This window comes from Rhizobium sp. BK619, from assembly GCF_014195245.1.
GTDB lineage: Bacteria > Pseudomonadota > Alphaproteobacteria > Rhizobiales > Rhizobiaceae > Rhizobium > Rhizobium acidisoli.
The window spans coordinates 12,339-27,436 of the sequence record NZ_JACIBH010000010.1 but is presented as its reverse complement, the minus strand read 5'-3'; the positions used below and the strand labels follow the sequence as shown (position 1 = coordinate 27,436).

At 63.9% G+C, this 15,098-nt stretch carries 12 protein-coding genes; 8 read left to right on the top strand and 4 right to left on the bottom strand.

Features of this window, described 5'->3' with window-relative positions; translation table 11 throughout:
- The first annotated feature begins 152 nt into the window (after window positions 1-152).
- The 4 genes from FHX14_RS19445 (at window position 153) to FHX14_RS19430 (ending at window position 6,703) form a co-directional block, all read left to right on the top strand.
- A complete protein-coding gene (locus tag FHX14_RS19445) occupies window positions 153-1,358 on the top strand; it encodes an efflux RND transporter periplasmic adaptor subunit (protein ID WP_003593417.1) in 1,206 nt (401 codons plus the stop codon).
- On the top strand, window positions 1,355-4,510 hold the full coding sequence (locus FHX14_RS19440; protein ID WP_183696776.1) for an efflux RND transporter permease subunit: 3,156 nt from the start codon (window positions 1,355-1,357) through the stop codon (window positions 4,508-4,510). Before FHX14_RS19445 ends, FHX14_RS19440 begins: the two co-directional genes overlap by 4 nt.
- Before the next feature lie 277 nt (window positions 4,511-4,787).
- Window positions 4,788-5,786 carry a flagellin gene (locus FHX14_RS19435; protein WP_003593421.1) on the top strand — a complete coding sequence of 333 codons (999 nt, stop codon included), beginning with the start codon at window positions 4,788-4,790 and terminating at the stop codon, window positions 5,784-5,786.
- A gap of 251 nt (window positions 5,787-6,037) precedes the next feature.
- Window positions 6,038-6,703, top strand: coding sequence for an OmpA family protein (locus FHX14_RS19430; RefSeq protein ID WP_003593423.1), 666 nt, complete (start codon window positions 6,038-6,040; stop codon window positions 6,701-6,703).
- Window positions 6,704-6,753: 50 nt separating this feature from the next.
- Here FHX14_RS19430 and FHX14_RS19425 read toward each other — a convergent pair whose 3' ends face one another.
- Window positions 6,754-7,161: a DUF2000 family protein gene (locus FHX14_RS19425; protein ID WP_184378191.1), complete on the bottom strand. Its 408-nt coding sequence runs from the start codon at window positions 7,159-7,161 to the stop codon at window positions 6,754-6,756.
- A 40-nt stretch (window positions 7,162-7,201) separates the two neighbouring features.
- Between FHX14_RS19425 and FHX14_RS19420 the strand changes: the two genes are divergently transcribed.
- Complete coding sequence (locus FHX14_RS19420) at window positions 7,202-8,113, top strand: AraC family transcriptional regulator (protein WP_184378189.1); 912 nt, start codon at window positions 7,202-7,204, stop codon at window positions 8,111-8,113.
- Here the strand turns inward: FHX14_RS19420 and FHX14_RS19415 are convergent.
- Complete coding sequence (locus tag FHX14_RS19415; protein ID WP_184378187.1) at window positions 8,073-9,167, bottom strand: AbrB family transcriptional regulator; 1,095 nt, start codon at window positions 9,165-9,167, stop codon at window positions 8,073-8,075. The genes FHX14_RS19420 and FHX14_RS19415 overlap by 41 nt on opposite strands.
- A gap of 253 nt (window positions 9,168-9,420) precedes the next feature.
- Entirely contained in the window at window positions 9,421-10,323 is a 903-nt protein-coding gene (locus FHX14_RS19410) for a LysR family transcriptional regulator (RefSeq protein ID WP_012558339.1), read from the bottom strand.
- 92 nt (window positions 10,324-10,415) lie between these two features.
- Between FHX14_RS19410 and FHX14_RS19405 the strand changes: the two genes are divergently transcribed.
- A complete protein-coding gene (locus FHX14_RS19405) occupies window positions 10,416-11,450 on the top strand; it encodes an aldo/keto reductase (protein ID WP_184378185.1) in 1,035 nt (344 codons plus the stop codon).
- A 15-nt stretch (window positions 11,451-11,465) separates the two neighbouring features.
- Here the strand turns inward: FHX14_RS19405 and FHX14_RS19400 are convergent, their stop codons facing one another.
- A complete protein-coding gene (locus FHX14_RS19400) occupies window positions 11,466-12,473 on the bottom strand; it encodes an NAD(P)-dependent alcohol dehydrogenase (RefSeq protein ID WP_184378183.1) in 1,008 nt (335 codons plus the stop codon).
- A 95-nt stretch (window positions 12,474-12,568) separates the two neighbouring features.
- Between FHX14_RS19400 and FHX14_RS19395 the strand changes: the two genes are divergently transcribed.
- Both FHX14_RS19395 and FHX14_RS19390 read left to right on the top strand, forming a co-directional pair.
- Window positions 12,569-13,495, top strand: a complete 927-nt coding sequence (locus FHX14_RS19395; RefSeq protein ID WP_184378181.1) for a LysR family transcriptional regulator — start codon at window positions 12,569-12,571, stop codon at window positions 13,493-13,495.
- A gap of 119 nt (window positions 13,496-13,614) precedes the next feature.
- The gene (locus tag FHX14_RS19390; protein ID WP_183696797.1) at window positions 13,615-15,027 is read left to right on the top strand and encodes an FAD-linked oxidase C-terminal domain-containing protein; all 1,413 of its coding nucleotides are present in this window, start codon (window positions 13,615-13,617) and stop codon (window positions 15,025-15,027) included.
- Window positions 15,028-15,098 lie beyond the last annotated feature (71 nt).

Sequence of the window (15,098 nt, the reverse complement as noted above, 5' to 3'; positions counted from 1 at the left end):
TCTTTGCTGATATTACAAATCGGTAATGCCGGCTGCTTATGCTTGCCGGTAAACTGTAAACGCGCGATATTGTCGCATCAGACGGGACCGTCATCCCGCAGCGCCTCTTTCGACCGACCCTGGTCCAACCTCGAGTCCCTCCGGAGACGTGAATGGCCTTTTGGAAGCAGTTTATACTTTCGCTCATCGTCATTGTTGCCGGCTTTGCCGCGTGGGTTTTCTTTGTCCCAGGCGCCGGCGACATGATGCGCGATGCGGGTATTCCAGACGGCATCGTTTCCAGGATCGCGCCGAAGGCTGAGCAGACGGCGGATGCCGACGCTCCCGCCCGGGCGCAAGGCCAACAGCGTGGCGAGGGGCAGGGACAGAACCGCCGCAATGGCGGCGGGCGCAACGGCGCCATTCTCGTCGCAACGCAGGCGGTCGTCCAGGGCGTCGTCAACGACCGGCTGAACGCCATCGGCACGGGGGATGCGATCCGCTCGGTCGCGGTCACGCCGCAGGCATCGGGAACGATCCGCGAAATCCTCATCAAGTCGGGCGACAGGGTGAAGGCCGGCCAGGTGCTCGCCAAGCTCGACAGCGAGGAGCAGGTGATTGCCCGCGGCCAGGCTGACGTGGCAGTCAAGGCCGCCGTCGAGAAATCCAATCTCTATCACAACATCAAATCCAGCGTGTCGCGCATGGACGTGTTCGATTCCGAGATCGCCGAGCAGGGCGCGCGGCTGCAGCTGCAAGTCGCCGAGCTCAATCTCGCACGACGCAACATTGTTGCGCCGATCGATGGCATCGTCGGCATCGTGCCGGTCAATATCGGCGACAATGTCACGACGAGCATTCCGATCGTCACACTCGACGACCGTTCGGAAATCCTCGTCGACTTCTGGGTGCCGGAGCGCTTCTCCAACACAGTGTCGGTCGGCCAGCCGGTCGAGGCGATGTCGGTCGCAAAGCCGGGGCAGGTGTTTTCCGGGGAAGTCGAAGCTGTCGACAACCGCATCGACGCGGCAAGCCGTACGCTTCGACTGCGCGCCCGCATCGACAACGCTTCCGACGAGCTGCGCGCCGGCATGTCCTTCAGCGTCAGCATGAAATTCCCCGGTGACAAATATCCGGCGGTCGATCCGCAGTCCGTGCAGTGGGATTCGCAAGGGTCCTTCGTCTGGCTGGTCAACGACGACAAGTCGCATAAGGTGCGGGTCAGCGTCGTGCAGCGCAACCCGGATTTCGTCCTCGTCAAAGCCGATCTCAAGGACGGCGACAAGATCGTGACGCAAGGCCTGCAGCGCGTGCGAGAGGGTGGAGCGGTGCGCGTTTCCGCCGACGTGGCCTCGAATGGCGAGGTCGCCACGCAATGAGTGTGACCGAGATTCATCAGGACAGGGCCTCGGGCAAGCAGAGCTTCACCGCGCTTTTCGTTCGCCGGCCAATCCTGGCACTGGTGTTCAATACGCTGATGGTTGTCGCCGGCCTTGCGGCTTACGTCGGCGTCGAGGTGCGCGAACTGCCGGATGTCGACCGACCCGTCGTCACCGTGCGCACGACCTTCGACGGCGCATCGCCGCAGACGATCGACCAGGAACTGACCAAGGTGATCGAGGGCGCGGTCGCGCGCGTCAGCGGCCTGAAATCGATCTCGTCCACCTCTTCCTTCGGCCAGAGCCGGGTGACGCTCGAATTCTCGGATGCGATCGATCTTGCGGTCGCCGCCAACGACGTGCGCGACGCAATCGGCCGCATCACCCAGAACCTGCCTGATGAGGCGGATGCACCGCAGATCGTCAAGGCGGATTCGGATTCCTCGGCGATCATGCGCCTTGCCGTCACCTCCACCAAGCTCAACATGGACGATCTGACGCAGCTCGTCGAAAACGAGGTAATCGATCGCCTCGCCTCCGTCGACGGTGTCGCCGACGTCGAGGAATATGGCGACCAGGAGAAGGTCTTCCGCGTCGATGTCGACCAAGGCGCGCTGGCAAGCCGCGGGCTGACCATCGGCGACCTGACCAAGGCGCTCGACAATGCCGCACTCGACGTGCCGGCGGGATCGCTGAAGAGTAACACGCAGGATATCGTGGTGCGTGCCACTGCAAACTTGCAGACGCCGGCGGATTTTTCCAAGGTCATGCTGCAGGACCGCGTCCGGCTCGGCGACGTCGCGACGGTGACGCTCGGGCCGCGTGACGGCGAAACCGCGCTGCGATCGAACGGTAAGCCGGGCATCGGCCTCGGCATCATCCGCCAGGCGCAATCCAACACGCTGAACATCTCGACCGGCATCAAGGCCGCCGTCGAGCAATTGTCGAAGACGCTGCCCGAGGGCACGACGATCGCGATCACCAGCGACGACGCCGTCTTCATCCAGGGCGCGATCCACGAGGTGGTGCTGGCGTTGCTGCTCGCCGCCGTCATCGTTACCGCCGTCATCTATCTCTTCCTGCGCGACTGGCGGGCGACGCTGATCCCGGCAGTCAGTATGCCGGTGGCGCTGATCGGCACGCTGGCGGCAATCTACATGGTCGGTTTCTCGATCAACATCCTGACGCTGCTGGCGATCGTGCTGGCGACCGGCCTCGTCGTCGACGACGCGATCGTGGTGCTCGAAAACATCGTGCGCCGGCGCGCCGAGGGCATGGGGCCGCGGGCGGCCGCCGTGCTTGGAACGCGCGAGGTGTTCTTCGCTGTTGTTGCGACGACCGCGACGCTCGCGGCGGTGTTCATCCCGCTCTCCTTCCTGCCGGGACAGGTCGGCGGCCTGTTCCGTGAATTCGGCTTCGTGCTCGCCTTCTCCGTCGGCCTGTCGTCGATTGTGGCGCTGACGCTCTGCCCGATGCTGGCCTCGCGCATGCTGACGAAGCCGATGATCGAGGATCACGGCGCGCTCGGCCGTTTCGGCGGAGCGCTTGCCCGGCTCTATAAATGGGCGCTGCACGGCTGCCTCAACGCCCCCTTCGTCGTTATCCTGTTTTCGGTGATCTTTGCCGGCGCGGCGCTCGTCGCCTTTTCCACAGTCAAGAGCGAGCTGACGCCGGAAGAGGATCGGTCGATGGTGATGATGCGGCTGACGACGCCGCAGGGATCGAGCCTCGAATATACCCGCGACAAGATGCAACTCGTCGAGGAAAATCTGCAGCCGCTCGTAGACAGCGGCGACATCCGCAACGTCTTTTCGATCTCCGGGCAGGGCGGTTCGCTGAATAGCGGCTTCATGGTGCTTACACTTGCGCCCTGGGGAGAGCGCCATAGAACGCAGGCGGAGATCGTCGGCGACATCAACCAGGCGGCAGCAAGAGTGCCGGCGCTGCGTGGCAACGCCATCTCCTCCAACAGCCTGCGCATCCGCGGCGCCGGCAGCGGCGTGCAGATGGCGCTGATCGGCAACGATCACGAGGCGCTGACGGCGGCGGCCGCCAAGCTGGTGCAGGCACTCGACGCCACCGGCCAATACGATACGCCGCGCCTGACCAACGAACCGAGCCAGGCGCAAGTGTCTGTGGCGATCGACCGCGAGCGTGCCTCCGATCTCGGCATCGACATCACCGGGCTTTCGACAGCGATCCAGTCGCTGCTCGAAGGGCGCTCGGTGGTCGACGTCTTTGTCGACGGCGAGTCCTATCCCGTACTTTTGACCTCGACGACGCGGCCGATCGACGATCCGACCGACCTCGAAAACGTCTTCCTGAAAACCGGCGACGGTAAGATCGTGCCGATGTCGGTCATCGCCACGATGAAGGAAGGTTCGGTTGCGCCGCAGCTCAACCGCGAGCAGCAGCTCGCCTCCGTCGCGATCACCGCCGGCCTGAAGAACGGCATGTCGCTCGGCGACGCGGTCAAGCAGGTAACCGAGCTTGCGCAGCCGCTGCTGCCGGCAGGCGCACGCCTGCTGCCGCTTGCCGAAGCCGCGACGCTGGAGGAGAATTCAAGCGGTATGGCGCTGACCTTCGGCTTTGCTATCGTCATCATCTTCCTGGTGCTGGCAGCGCAGTTCGAAAGCGTGCTGTCGTCGCTGATCATCATGTCGACGGTGCCGCTCGGCCTTGCCTGCGCCGTCTTCGCGCTCATCATCACCGGCTCCAGCCTTAATATCTACAGCCAGATCGGCCTGGTGCTGTTGGTCGGCGTCATGGCGAAGAACGGCATTCTGATTGTCGAATTCGCCAATCAGCTGCGCGACCGGGGCGAGGACGTGCGCTCGTCGATCGAAAAGGCCTGCGCGCTACGCCTTCGCCCTGTGATGATGACGATGATTGCCACCATCCTTGGAGGCGTGCCGCTGGTCTTTGCCCATGGCGCCGGCGCCGAAGCGCGCGTGGCGCTCGGCTGGGTGATCGTCGGCGGTCTCGGCTTCGCGACGCTGGTGACGCTGTTCATCACCCCGGTCGCTTATCTGCTGCTTGCCCGCTTCGGCAAGCCGCACGCCCATGAGGAAGCGCGGCTGCACGAGGAGATGGCGGTCGCCACGCGGCCACGCGCCGTGCCGGACGATGAGCAGTTGCAGGCTGCCGAATAGACTTCTTATCCGAATTGACCACGCCGCCGGATCGCCATTCGGCGGCGTTTCTTATGGTGTATGAAACCTTGCGAAATAAGATAAATTACTTCTGAAGTTTAGCCGTTTGTTAAGCATAAACGGCAATGATCGTGGCCAGCAACCGGCTGGTCTTCTTCGTTTCTTGAAGGCTGCAACGCGCTGGAGTCTCCAGCGACCCCGGACATGAATGTCCGCGCGGCAACGGTTCATTTCTTGTGCAGTTTGCGTCCTGTTTGCGTTTTGGAGTTTAGTTCCCGTGAGTATTTATCAGCGCGTCTCCGTGGACGCGGCGCTTCATGTGCTGCGCGATATCAACCGGAATATGACGGTTACCCAAAACCACATCACGACCGGCATGCGTGTCGCAAAAGCCGCCGACAACGGCGTCTATTGGTCGGTCGCCACCACCGCGCGCACCGACAACAAGGCCGTTTCGGCGATCCAGGATGCACTCGGCATGGCGGCGGCGACGATGGGCACAGCCTATACCGGCGTCGAGAACGTCATCGACGTCGTCTCCGAGATCAAGGCCAAGCTGGTTGCCGCGACCGAAGACGGCATCGACAAGAACAAGGTCAACGAAGAGATCAAGCAACTGCAGGAGCAACTGCGGAGCGTTTCGGAATCGGCGACCTTCAACAGCGACAATTGGGTGATCCTCAACAACGACGCGACGCCGACGCAGCCGCGCCAGATCCCGGCCTCGTTCATCCGCAATGCGGACGGCACGGTCTCGGTCGGCATGCTGAGCTATCATATCGACAACACGCCGGTGGGAGCGACGAGCTCCAAGGACGCGCGCTATTTGATCGACGACCGTGCCACCGGCTCAGGCGAATACGGCGTGTTGACATCGGCCTATTTCGCCACCGAGCTCGGCGCCTCGCAGAATTATGTTCTGATGGAAAGCAAGAACGGCACCACCACCGGGCAGGTGGTGATCTCGCTTTCGGACGCCACGACGAAGGGACAGATCGGCGAAATGATCAGTGTCGTCGATGCCGCGCTGACGCAGCTGACGACGGTCGGTTCGGCCTTCGGCGCGCTGGAGAAACGCATCAACCTGCAGAATGATTTCGCCTCGAAACTGCACGACAATAACACCGCCGGAATCGGCCGGCTCGTCGATGCCGACATGGAGGAAGAGTCGAGCAAGCTCAAGGCGCTGCAGACGCAGCAGCAGCTCGGCCTGCAATCGCTGAACATTGCCAATGCCACTTACGACACCGTGCGGCAGCTGTTCCAGAATTTCTAAGGTTGTGAGCCGCCACCCGCCCTCGTGGTTCGAGACGGCCTTTGGGCCTCCTCACGATAAGGGCTGGTTGTTGTGCCTTTTTGCCGCGCAGGCGCGTGTTCGATCCATTAAAACTGGTGATATCAGCGCAATCCCGCAACATGGCTCCTATTTCGGCGCCTGAAATTCCCCTATCACGAGAGCATCTTCATTTTCTTGCCGCAATCCTTGCCATTTGCTCGCATCAGCTTCGAACGGAGACCATCCTGTCCATGATCAAGAAATTCGTACTTTTGGCTGTCGCAGCAAGTTATCTCACTGCCTGCACGACGACCGATCCCTATACCGGTGAACAGAAGGTTTCCAATACGGCGGGCGGCGCGGCGCTTGGTGCGCTTGGCGGTGCTCTGGTCGGCGTGGCTGTCGGCGGCGGCGGCCACGGCAAGCGCAACGCAGCGCTGATCGGCGCCGGCGTCGGCGCGCTCGCCGGCGGGGCGATCGGCAATTACATGGACCAGCAGGAATCCGAGCTTCGCGCCCAGCTCGAAGGCACCGGCATTTCGGTGACCCGCAACGGCGACAACATCATCCTCAACATGCCGTCGAACATCACCTTCGACGTCGACCAGGATGCGGTAAAGCCGGGCTTCTATCCGACGCTGAATTCGGTGGCGATCGTGCTGCGCAAGTTCAATCGCACGCTGATCGACGTCAACGGCCATACGGATTCGACCGGCAGCCTCCAGCACAATCAGGACCTGTCGCAGCGCCGCGCGCTTTCGGTTGCCGATTATCTCGGCGGCCAGGGCATCGACCAGCGCCGCGTCTCGGCCGTCGGCTTCGGCCCGTCGCAACCGGTCGCCTCCAACGCCAGCGAGGCTGGCCGCGCCCAGAACCGCCGCGTCGAGATCCAGATCGCGCCGATCACGCAGGGCTGAGCCGGATTCTCCCATCTTTGAAGCGGCCGGGCTATGCTCGGCTGTTTTTGTTATTGCTGCATCGTCGCGCCCTTGGTGATCTTGTCGACGATCTTCTTTTCGGCCCGTACTGCGATGCCGACCACCTTGGCATCGTCAGGCGTGAATTCTGCGAAGACGGCGCGGTTGGCGGTGTCATGGCCAGTCGCAAACATCTCCTCGATGAAAAGAGAAGCGGTGACCTCACGGTCCAGCGCGCGGCGATGGATGGCTGAGATCGTCGCCTCGTCGGCGGAGAGTACGATGATCGGCTGGATCGACAGCGGATTATAGAGATTGCCGGCGCGGTCCTTGTAGGGCTCGCCGATGATTTCGGGATGGCCGCCGGCGATGCCGGTCATCAGGAAGGCGGTAACGTTCAGCTTCTGCCAGCCGGCAAGATTGTTTCGCAGGACGACGGCAATTTTGGTATCAAACATCGGACAGTCTTTCACCTCGGGTTATGGAGTATCGGGCGCGTTGAGCCAGGATCTACATCCGCAGGCCTTCGAAGGTCTTGAACGTTTGTGCGCGGGACCATCCGGCAACGCCATCCTGGCGGCCCCGGCCTTTCCCGGCATCGAGCGCATCGAGGCGCAGTTTTCAGGCAATGCCTTCGAGCCGCATCGACACGACACCTATGCGCTCGGCGTGACGCTGAAGGGCGTGCAGACTTTCGGCTATCGCGGCGAGCGACGCTTCAGCCTGCCGGGCCAGGTGATCGTGCTGCATCCCGATGAGGAGCATGACGGCGGGGCGGGGACCGAAGACGGGCTGCACTATCGCATGCTTTACCTGGAACCGTCGCTGCTGCTCGAATGCCTGGAGGCGGATGGCGTCGGCCTTCCCTTCGTCAGAGAACCTGTTATCGGCGATCCAGCGCTCGCCGGCGTGCTGCTTGCCGCGCTCGGCGAACTCGACCGCGAGTTGGACGAGCTTTTCGTCGACGACTTCATCTCGCGGGTGACGGGTGGGCTGTCCAAGCATGCGCTGATGCCACGCCGGCCGCTCGGCAGCGTCGCTTGGCGGCAGGCGCGAGCGGCGCGGGATTATCTCGAGGCGCATGCGTTGCGAGCGGTACGCTCAGGCGAGCTGGAAGCGGTGACCGGGCTCGACCGTTTCGCGCTCTCGCGGCATTTCCGGGCCGCCTTCGCCACCAGCCCGCACCGCTATCTGCTGATGCGGCGGCTGCAGCAGGCCCGCGCCATGATCGGTGCGGGAGAGGGAATTTCGGACGCGGCGGCGGCGACCGGCTTTGCCGATCAGAGCCATCTCAACCGGCATTTCAAGAAGGCCTACGGCATGACGCCTGGCCAGTGGGCAACGCTCGCCCACAATTCCGCCCCGCGCTTTATACGGGATTTTCCGCAAGGCCGGAGCGGCGGGCGATGAAGCGGGCGAGCGTCGGGCCGATCAGCAGAATGATGAGGAAGCGGCCGGTCTGCATCGCCATGACGAAAGGCACGTCGACATCGCTGGAGGCGGCGATGATGGCGACGGAATCGGCGCCGCCGGGGCTGGTGGCGAGATAGGCCGTCAGCGGGTCGATGCCGGCGAATATATGGAGGGCCGCCGCCATGCAGCCGCAGAGCGCCATCAACAGCACGATGCAGGCCGACACCCGCGGCAGGGCGCGCGCCACATGTTCAAGGATCGAGCGGGTGAAACGCAGGCCGATGCTCCAGCCGACGAGCGCATAGGCGATGGCGAGCAGCCACATCGGCAGCTCGATCTTCAGGAGGCCGACGCCTTGCAGGAAGGCGCCGAGGAAGAGCGGCACGATGATCGTGCCGCCTTGGATGCGCAGACGCCGGACGCCATAGGCACAAATGGCCGCGAAAGCCATCGTCGCCGCAAAGGCCGGCCAGTCGACCTCGGGAAAGAGGATAAGCGGTGGCGGTTCGGCCCCGTCGGCGGCCACCCACAGGCGTGAGATCACCGAGGCGCCGACGGCGACGAAGACGACGCGCAGATATTGCATGAAGGCGACGAGGCGGGCATCGGCGCCATAGGCCTCGGACATGATGACCATGGCCGACGCCCCGCCCGGCGAAGAACCCCAGACGGCGGTCGTTCCCGGCAGCACCTGCCAGCGCGTCAAGAGCCAGCCAAGGCCGGTGGCAATGGCGATGACAGAGAAAATGAACAGCAGGAAAAGCGGCGCGTCCTTCGCCATGGTGCCGAGAATATCGGGAGTGATGGTGCGTGCCATCATCAGGCCAACGAAGACCTGGCCGAATTGCAGCGGCCAGACCGGAATGCGAAGCTTTCCCTTGCCGACCGTCAGCGCCAGCAGGATGGCCGCGGCCATCGGTCCGATCAGCAGCGAGGCGGGCAGGGCGAAGAATTCGAGGAAGACGACGAGAGCGGTGGAGAGCGCCAGCAGCAGCGCCCATTTCGGCAGGCCGGCATCGCGCAGCAGGCGGCGTGCGTCGCTGAATGGCATGATCCCCATGTCTTTCCCGGCCGGTGCCAAGCGCTGAGGCTGAAGATGGGAGGAGGCTCCGGCATGACGAAGAGAGGCCGGCTGCAAGGGCCGGCTGGCGCGGGTCCGGTATAGGTGGGCGCGAGGCACGCGGTCAATTGCGAAATCTGGCGTCTCGCCGCTCGCGGATGCCAAACTGATTCATCTGGCCGCTTCAAGCGATTGTTTTTCCATGTCATCGCGTCAAGTCGCCAAACGGTTTGGGCGGAATTTATCAGAGGCGCACATGGCTGGCGAGAAAGTCGAGTAGGGCGCGCACGCGCGCCGGCAGCGGGCCGCCCTGGCCCATGTAGAGGGCGTAGAATTCTTCGAGATCGCCGGGATTGGCCTCATCGAGCACCGGCATCAAGCGTCCGGCATCGATGTCGGCGCGCACGGTGAAGGCAGCAAGGCGGGCAAGGCCTGCGCCTGACAAGGCGAGGTGGCGCATGGCTTCGCCGTCTCCCACCTGGACGCCGGGGGTGATCGGGATGGTTATCGTTTCGCCGTCCTCGCGCAGCGGCCAGCCCTCGACGGCGCGGGCATAGGAAAAGCCGATGCGGCAATGGCGGCGGAGATCGGCGACCGTGCGCGGTTCGCCGTGACGCCTGAGATAATCCGGCGAGGCGACGATGATCTTGCCGGTGGCGCCGAGCTTGCGGGCGATCAGGCTGGAATTCTTCAAGGGGCCGGCGCGGATCGCGACATCGGCGCGCTCCTCCATCAGGTCGACGATCCTGTCGGTATGGGAAATGTCCAGCGTCACGGCGGGATGAAGCGCCATGAAGGCCGGCATCAGCGGCGCCAGCACATGATTGCCGAAAGAGCCGCTGGTGTTGATACGGATGCGGCCCGAAGCCTGTTCGCCTGATGAGGCCTGGCGCTCGGCCTCGGCAATATCGGCCAGGATGGCGATGCTGCGCTCGTAGAAGGCGCAACCCTCCGGCGTCAGCTGCAGTTTTCGCGTCGATCGATTGACAAGGCGGGCGCCGAGGCGTTGCTCCAGCCTAGCGACGAGCTTGCTGACGGCCGACGGCGTCATGCGCCGGGCGAGGGCGGCCGCGGTAAAGCCGCCGCGCTCGACGACGCTGACGAAGACCTCCATTTCGCCGGAGCGGTTGATGTCCTGACGGCTCATGATGAATTTAAGTCACAGATGATTTGCTCGCAGGCAATCTATATCACCGCGCAGTCGAGGTCTATCTTAGTGGAAACGAAGGAGACAGATCCATGGACTACAGAAATCTCGGTACATCCGGGCTCAGAGTGCCGGTGTTGAGCTTTGGCGCCGGCACATTTGGCGGCAGCGGCCCGCTGTTTGGCGCCTGGGGTAATACCGAGGCGGACGCGGCGCGGCGGCTCGTCGACATCTGCCTCGAAGCCGGCGTCAATCTCTTCGACACCGCCGACGTCTATTCGGCCGGCGCTTCCGAGGAGGTGCTCGGCCAGGCGATCCGCGGCCGGCGCGACGCCGTGCTGATCTCGACGAAGACGGCGCTGCCGATGGGCGAGGGGCCGCAGGACTGGGGAACGTCGCGGGCGCGGCTGATCCGTGCCACCGAGGCTGCGCTCAGCCGGCTCGGAACCGACTATATCGACCTCCTGCAACTGCACGCCTTCGATGCCTCGACGCCGGTCGGCGAGGTGCTGTCGACGCTCGACGGGCTCGTGGCATCCGGCAAGATCCGCTATGTCGGTGTGTCCAACTTTGCCGGCTGGGAACTGATGAAGTCGCTTGCGGTGGCCGAGCGCCATGGTTATCCGCGTTACGTCGCCCATCAGGTCTATTATTCGCTGGCGGGGCGCGATTACGAATGGGAGCTGATGCCGCTCGGCGCCGACCAGGGCGTCGGCGCCCTGGTCTGGAGCCCGCTCGCCTGGGGACGGCTAACCGGCAAGATCCGCCGTGGCCAGCCGCTGCCTAGGGAGAGCCGGCTGCACGAGACGGCGCAGTACGGGCCGCCCGTCGACGACGAAAAGCTATTCGACATTGTCGCGGTGCTGGATGCCATCGCAGAGGAAACCGGCAAGACGGTGCCGCAGATCGCCATCAACTGGCTGCTCGGCCGGCCGACGGTATCGAGCGTCATCATCGGTGCCCGCAACGAGGAGCAGCTCAGGCAGAACCTCGGCGCGGTCGGCTGGAGCCTGTCGAAGGAGCAAATCGAAAAGCTCGACGCCGTCAGCGCGGTGACAGCGCCCTATCCCTATTTCCCCTATCGGCGGCAAGAGGGTTTCGCGCGGCTCAATCCGCCGATCGTCTGAGCCGCCCCGCTGCCGTCAGTGCAGCAGCACCACCTTGCCGAAGCGGCCGCCCCGTTCGAAATGGCGCATGGCGGTCGCCACTTCCGTCCAGGGAAAGGTCCGGTCGATGACCGGGCGGAGGCGGTTGACGTCGATCGCCCGGTTCATCGCCTCGAAGGAGGCGCGTGAGCCGACGGGGATGCCTCGGACGCGGGCCTGGCGGCGGAAGATATCGAGCGGGTCGATCGTACCGGCCGTACCACCGAGATAGCCGATGACATCGATCTGGCCGCCGCGCCGGACTGAGCGCAGCGAGCGGGCAAAACTCTCCGGACCGCCGACCTCGATAATATGGTCGACGCCGCTGCCGCCGGTGAGCCTCAGCACCTCTTGATCCCACTCGGGATGGCTGACGTAGTTGATGCCATCGGCAGCGCCGAGTGTGCGCGCGCGGGCGATCTTCTCGTCAGTGCTCGAAGTCACGATGACTCTGGCGCCCGAAGCTGCGGCAAATTGCAGGGCAAACAACGAGACGCCGCCGGTGCCCTGCACCAGCACCGTGTCTCCTGCCTTCAGTCCGCCCTCGGTGACGAGCGCATGCCAGGCGGTGACGCCCGCGCATGGCAATGTCGCTGCCTCGGCATCGGTCAGATGCGGGGGAACGGCCACGGCCGCCTGCTCGTCGATCCTGGTATATTCGGCCAGCCAGCCGTCGATCGGTCCGCCGCGCTGGTATTGCGCTTCCGCCATGTCGAAGCCGCCGGCGACCCAGCGCTCCCAGAAAGTGCCGCTGACCCGGTCGCCGATCTTCCAGCGCGTCACGTCCTCACCGATCGCCACCACCTCGCCGACACCGTCGGAAAGAGGGATAAGAGGGTGCGGGAAGGCGGTGTGATAGCTGCCGCGGGCGATCTCGATGTCGCGATAGTTCAGCGCGGTCGCCGTGACGCGCACGACCACCTCGTGCCGGCGCGGTTCCGGCTGCGGGCGGTCGACTAGCGCCAGGCTGTCGAAGCCGATGCCTTCCAAAGTTATAGCTTTCATTGAATGTCTCCGGGATCAGGTTCCGGCTGGACATGTACCGCCCGAAGCGGCTATTCTCAAATTCATAATATCCATAATGATTATGTGTTTGAAGAATGATTGACGAGATCAGGACGTTGGTTGCCTTCGCCGAGGAGGGCTCTATCCAGAGGGTGGCGGATCGGGTCAGGCTGACGCAGCCGGCCGTCAGCCGGCAGGTACAGCGCCTCGAGGCGCTGCTCGGCGGCGCGCTGCTCGACCGCCGCCAGAAGCCGCCGCAGTTGACGGCCCTCGGCGCAAGGGCCGTCGAGAAGGGCAGGGAGATCCTTGCTGCATTCGAGGAGATGAAGGCGCTGGCGCACGGAGCGGAGCCGCGGGGTGTCTTCCGGCTCGGGCTTGCCAACGGCCTCTCCGACGATGGCGTGTCGAGTATCGTTGCCGAGGTCGTCGATGGTTTCGGTGGCATATCGCTGCACCTCAAGACCGGCTGGAGCGGCGAACTTGCCGAATTGTACCGGCAGGGGCAGCTCGATGCGGCAATCGTGCTCGGCGAGGCACCGCCTGGCGGTGGGGCAGTCATCGGTCACGAGGAGCTTGCAGTGATCGCCGCATCGCAATTCGCCGATCGATGGCGGGCCGGGGACTTCACGCTTGCCGACATGCCCTGGGTTTTGAGCCCCGAGCCTTGCGATGCCCGGCGACTGCTGGCAAGCCGCGTCGGCCGCAGACATCTGCCGGTGACGGGCGAGCTCGACGATCCGAGACTGCAGCTTGCCTGGGTGCGCAGAGGCGCCGGCGCCAGTCTGTTGCCGCGGCGGCTTCTTCATGCCGTGGGCGAGGGCATCGAGGAGATCGAGGCCGCCAGCCTCGCGCTGACGCTGCCGGTCGTCCTGCTGGCCTCGCCGCATCTCGGCGCCCGCGGCGTCGTCGCAGACACGCTGGCGGCAAGACTTTCCGATTTCTTCGACAGGGCTTTCGAGGCGCCGGACAGCCGGCCCGGCCGGAATTCACCGAAGCGCTCCCGGCCGAAGGCGGTTCTGTAACAAAAAGGGAATGAGATCTTCTCCCAATCTTAACTGGACAGTCGCTTTGACTTGCCGCATACCCAGCCTGACCCCATGGGGTACGACATGTCCCATGGAATGGCAGGGAGATCAAAGGGATGGCGCTGAAGGACGCGAAGGCCGGCACACGCAACGAGGCGGGGATATCAGCCGTGCTCGGCATTCTCAAGCAGAGCTTCGGCGAGCGCTTCCAGACCGGCCAGTCCTTCCGTGAACAGCATGCCCACACGACCACCTATATCCCGCCGCAGGTGCCTGATGGCGTGCTCTTTGCCGAGAGCGCCGACGATGTAAAGGCGGTGGTCAGGGCGTGTGCGACCCACAAGGTGCCGGTGATCGGTTTCGGCGTCGGGACCTCGCTGGAGGGTCAGGTCAATGCCGCCAATGGCGGTATTTCGATCGATTTCAGCCGCATGAACCGGGTGCTCGAGGTCAATCCCGAGGATCTCGACTGCACCGTCGAGCCGGGTGTGACGCGCGAGGCGCTGAACATCCATCTGCGCGATACCGGACTGTTTTTCCCGATCGATCCCGGCGCCAATGCCTCGATCGGCGGCATGGCCTCGACGCGGGCCTCCGGCACCAATGCCGTGCGCTATGGAACGATGAAGGACAATGTCCTTGCCGTCACCGCCGTCACCGCCAATGGCGAGGAGATCCGCACGGCCCGGCGCGCCCGCAAATCTTCCGCCGGCTATGACCTGACGCGGCTCTTCGTCGGCGCCGAGGGCACGCTCGGCATCCTGACCTCGGTGACGCTGCGCCTGCAGGCGATCCCGCAGAAGATCGCCGGCGGCGCCTGCGCTTTTCCGAGCATCAAGGCGGCTTGCGATGCCGTCATCATGACGATCCAGATGGGCATTCCGGTGGCGCGCATCGAGCTGCTCGATACGGTGCAGATGCGGGCCTGCAATGCCTATTCCAAGCTGTCCTATGCCGAAAGCCCAACGCTCTTCCTCGAATTCCACGGCACTGACGAGACGGTGCCGCTGCAATCGGCAGCCTTTGGCGAGATCGCGGCGGAATGCGGCGGGGGCGAGTTCCTTTGGACCGCCAATGCCGAGGAGCGGACCAAGCTTTGGAAGGCGCGCCACGACGCTTATTGGTCGGCAAGGGCGCTGGCGCCCGGGCTTGCCGCACTTTCGACGGATGTTTGTGTTCCGATATCGCGTCTTGCCGATTGTGTTTCCGAAACGCAGGCCGATATCGAGGCCCATGGGCTGCTCGGCCCGATCGTCGGCCATGCCGGCGACGGGAACTTCCATGTGCTGCTGTTGTTCGATGACAAAAGCGCCGAAGACATCGCCAAGGCCGAGAGCTTCGTGCAGCGGCTCAATCGGCGGGCGCTCGACATGGACGGGACATGCACCGGCGAACACGGGATCGGGCAAGGCAAGATGGCTTTCCTCGAACAAGAGCTGGGGGGCACGGTGGATCTGATGCGACAGGTGAAACAGGCGCTCGATCCGGACAATATCTTCAATCCCGGCAAGATTTTCCACCAGGGCTGAAAACGGAATATTCTCATGAACTTGGGCCTTGCCCCCGGCATGAATAGCGCTAGTGTCGGCAACAGAATGCT

Bases quoted from the DNA above. Each gene is read 5' to 3' on its own strand.
- FHX14_RS19445 (WP_003593417.1), top strand. From the start codon at position 153: ATGGCCTTTTGGAAGCAGTTTATACTTTCGCTCATCGTCATTGTTGCC.
- FHX14_RS19440 (WP_183696776.1), top strand. From the start codon at position 1,355: ATGAGTGTGACCGAGATTCATCAGGACAGGGCCTCGGGCAAGCAGAGC.
- FHX14_RS19430 (WP_003593423.1), top strand. From the start codon at position 6,038: ATGATCAAGAAATTCGTACTTTTGGCTGTCGCAGCAAGTTATCTCACT.
- FHX14_RS19425 (WP_184378191.1), bottom strand. From the start codon at position 7,161: ATGTTTGATACCAAAATTGCCGTCGTCCTGCGAAACAATCTTGCCGGC.
- FHX14_RS19415 (WP_184378187.1), bottom strand. From the start codon at position 9,167: ATGCCATTCAGCGACGCACGCCGCCTGCTGCGCGATGCCGGCCTGCCG.
- FHX14_RS19410 (WP_012558339.1), bottom strand. From the start codon at position 10,323: ATGAGCCGTCAGGACATCAACCGCTCCGGCGAAATGGAGGTCTTCGTC.
- FHX14_RS19405 (WP_184378185.1), top strand. From the start codon at position 10,416: ATGGACTACAGAAATCTCGGTACATCCGGGCTCAGAGTGCCGGTGTTG.
- FHX14_RS19400 (WP_184378183.1), bottom strand. From the start codon at position 12,473: ATGAAAGCTATAACTTTGGAAGGCATCGGCTTCGACAGCCTGGCGCTA.
- FHX14_RS19395 (WP_184378181.1), top strand. From the start codon at position 12,569: ATGATTGACGAGATCAGGACGTTGGTTGCCTTCGCCGAGGAGGGCTCT.
- FHX14_RS19390 (WP_183696797.1), top strand. From the start codon at position 13,615: ATGGCGCTGAAGGACGCGAAGGCCGGCACACGCAACGAGGCGGGGATA.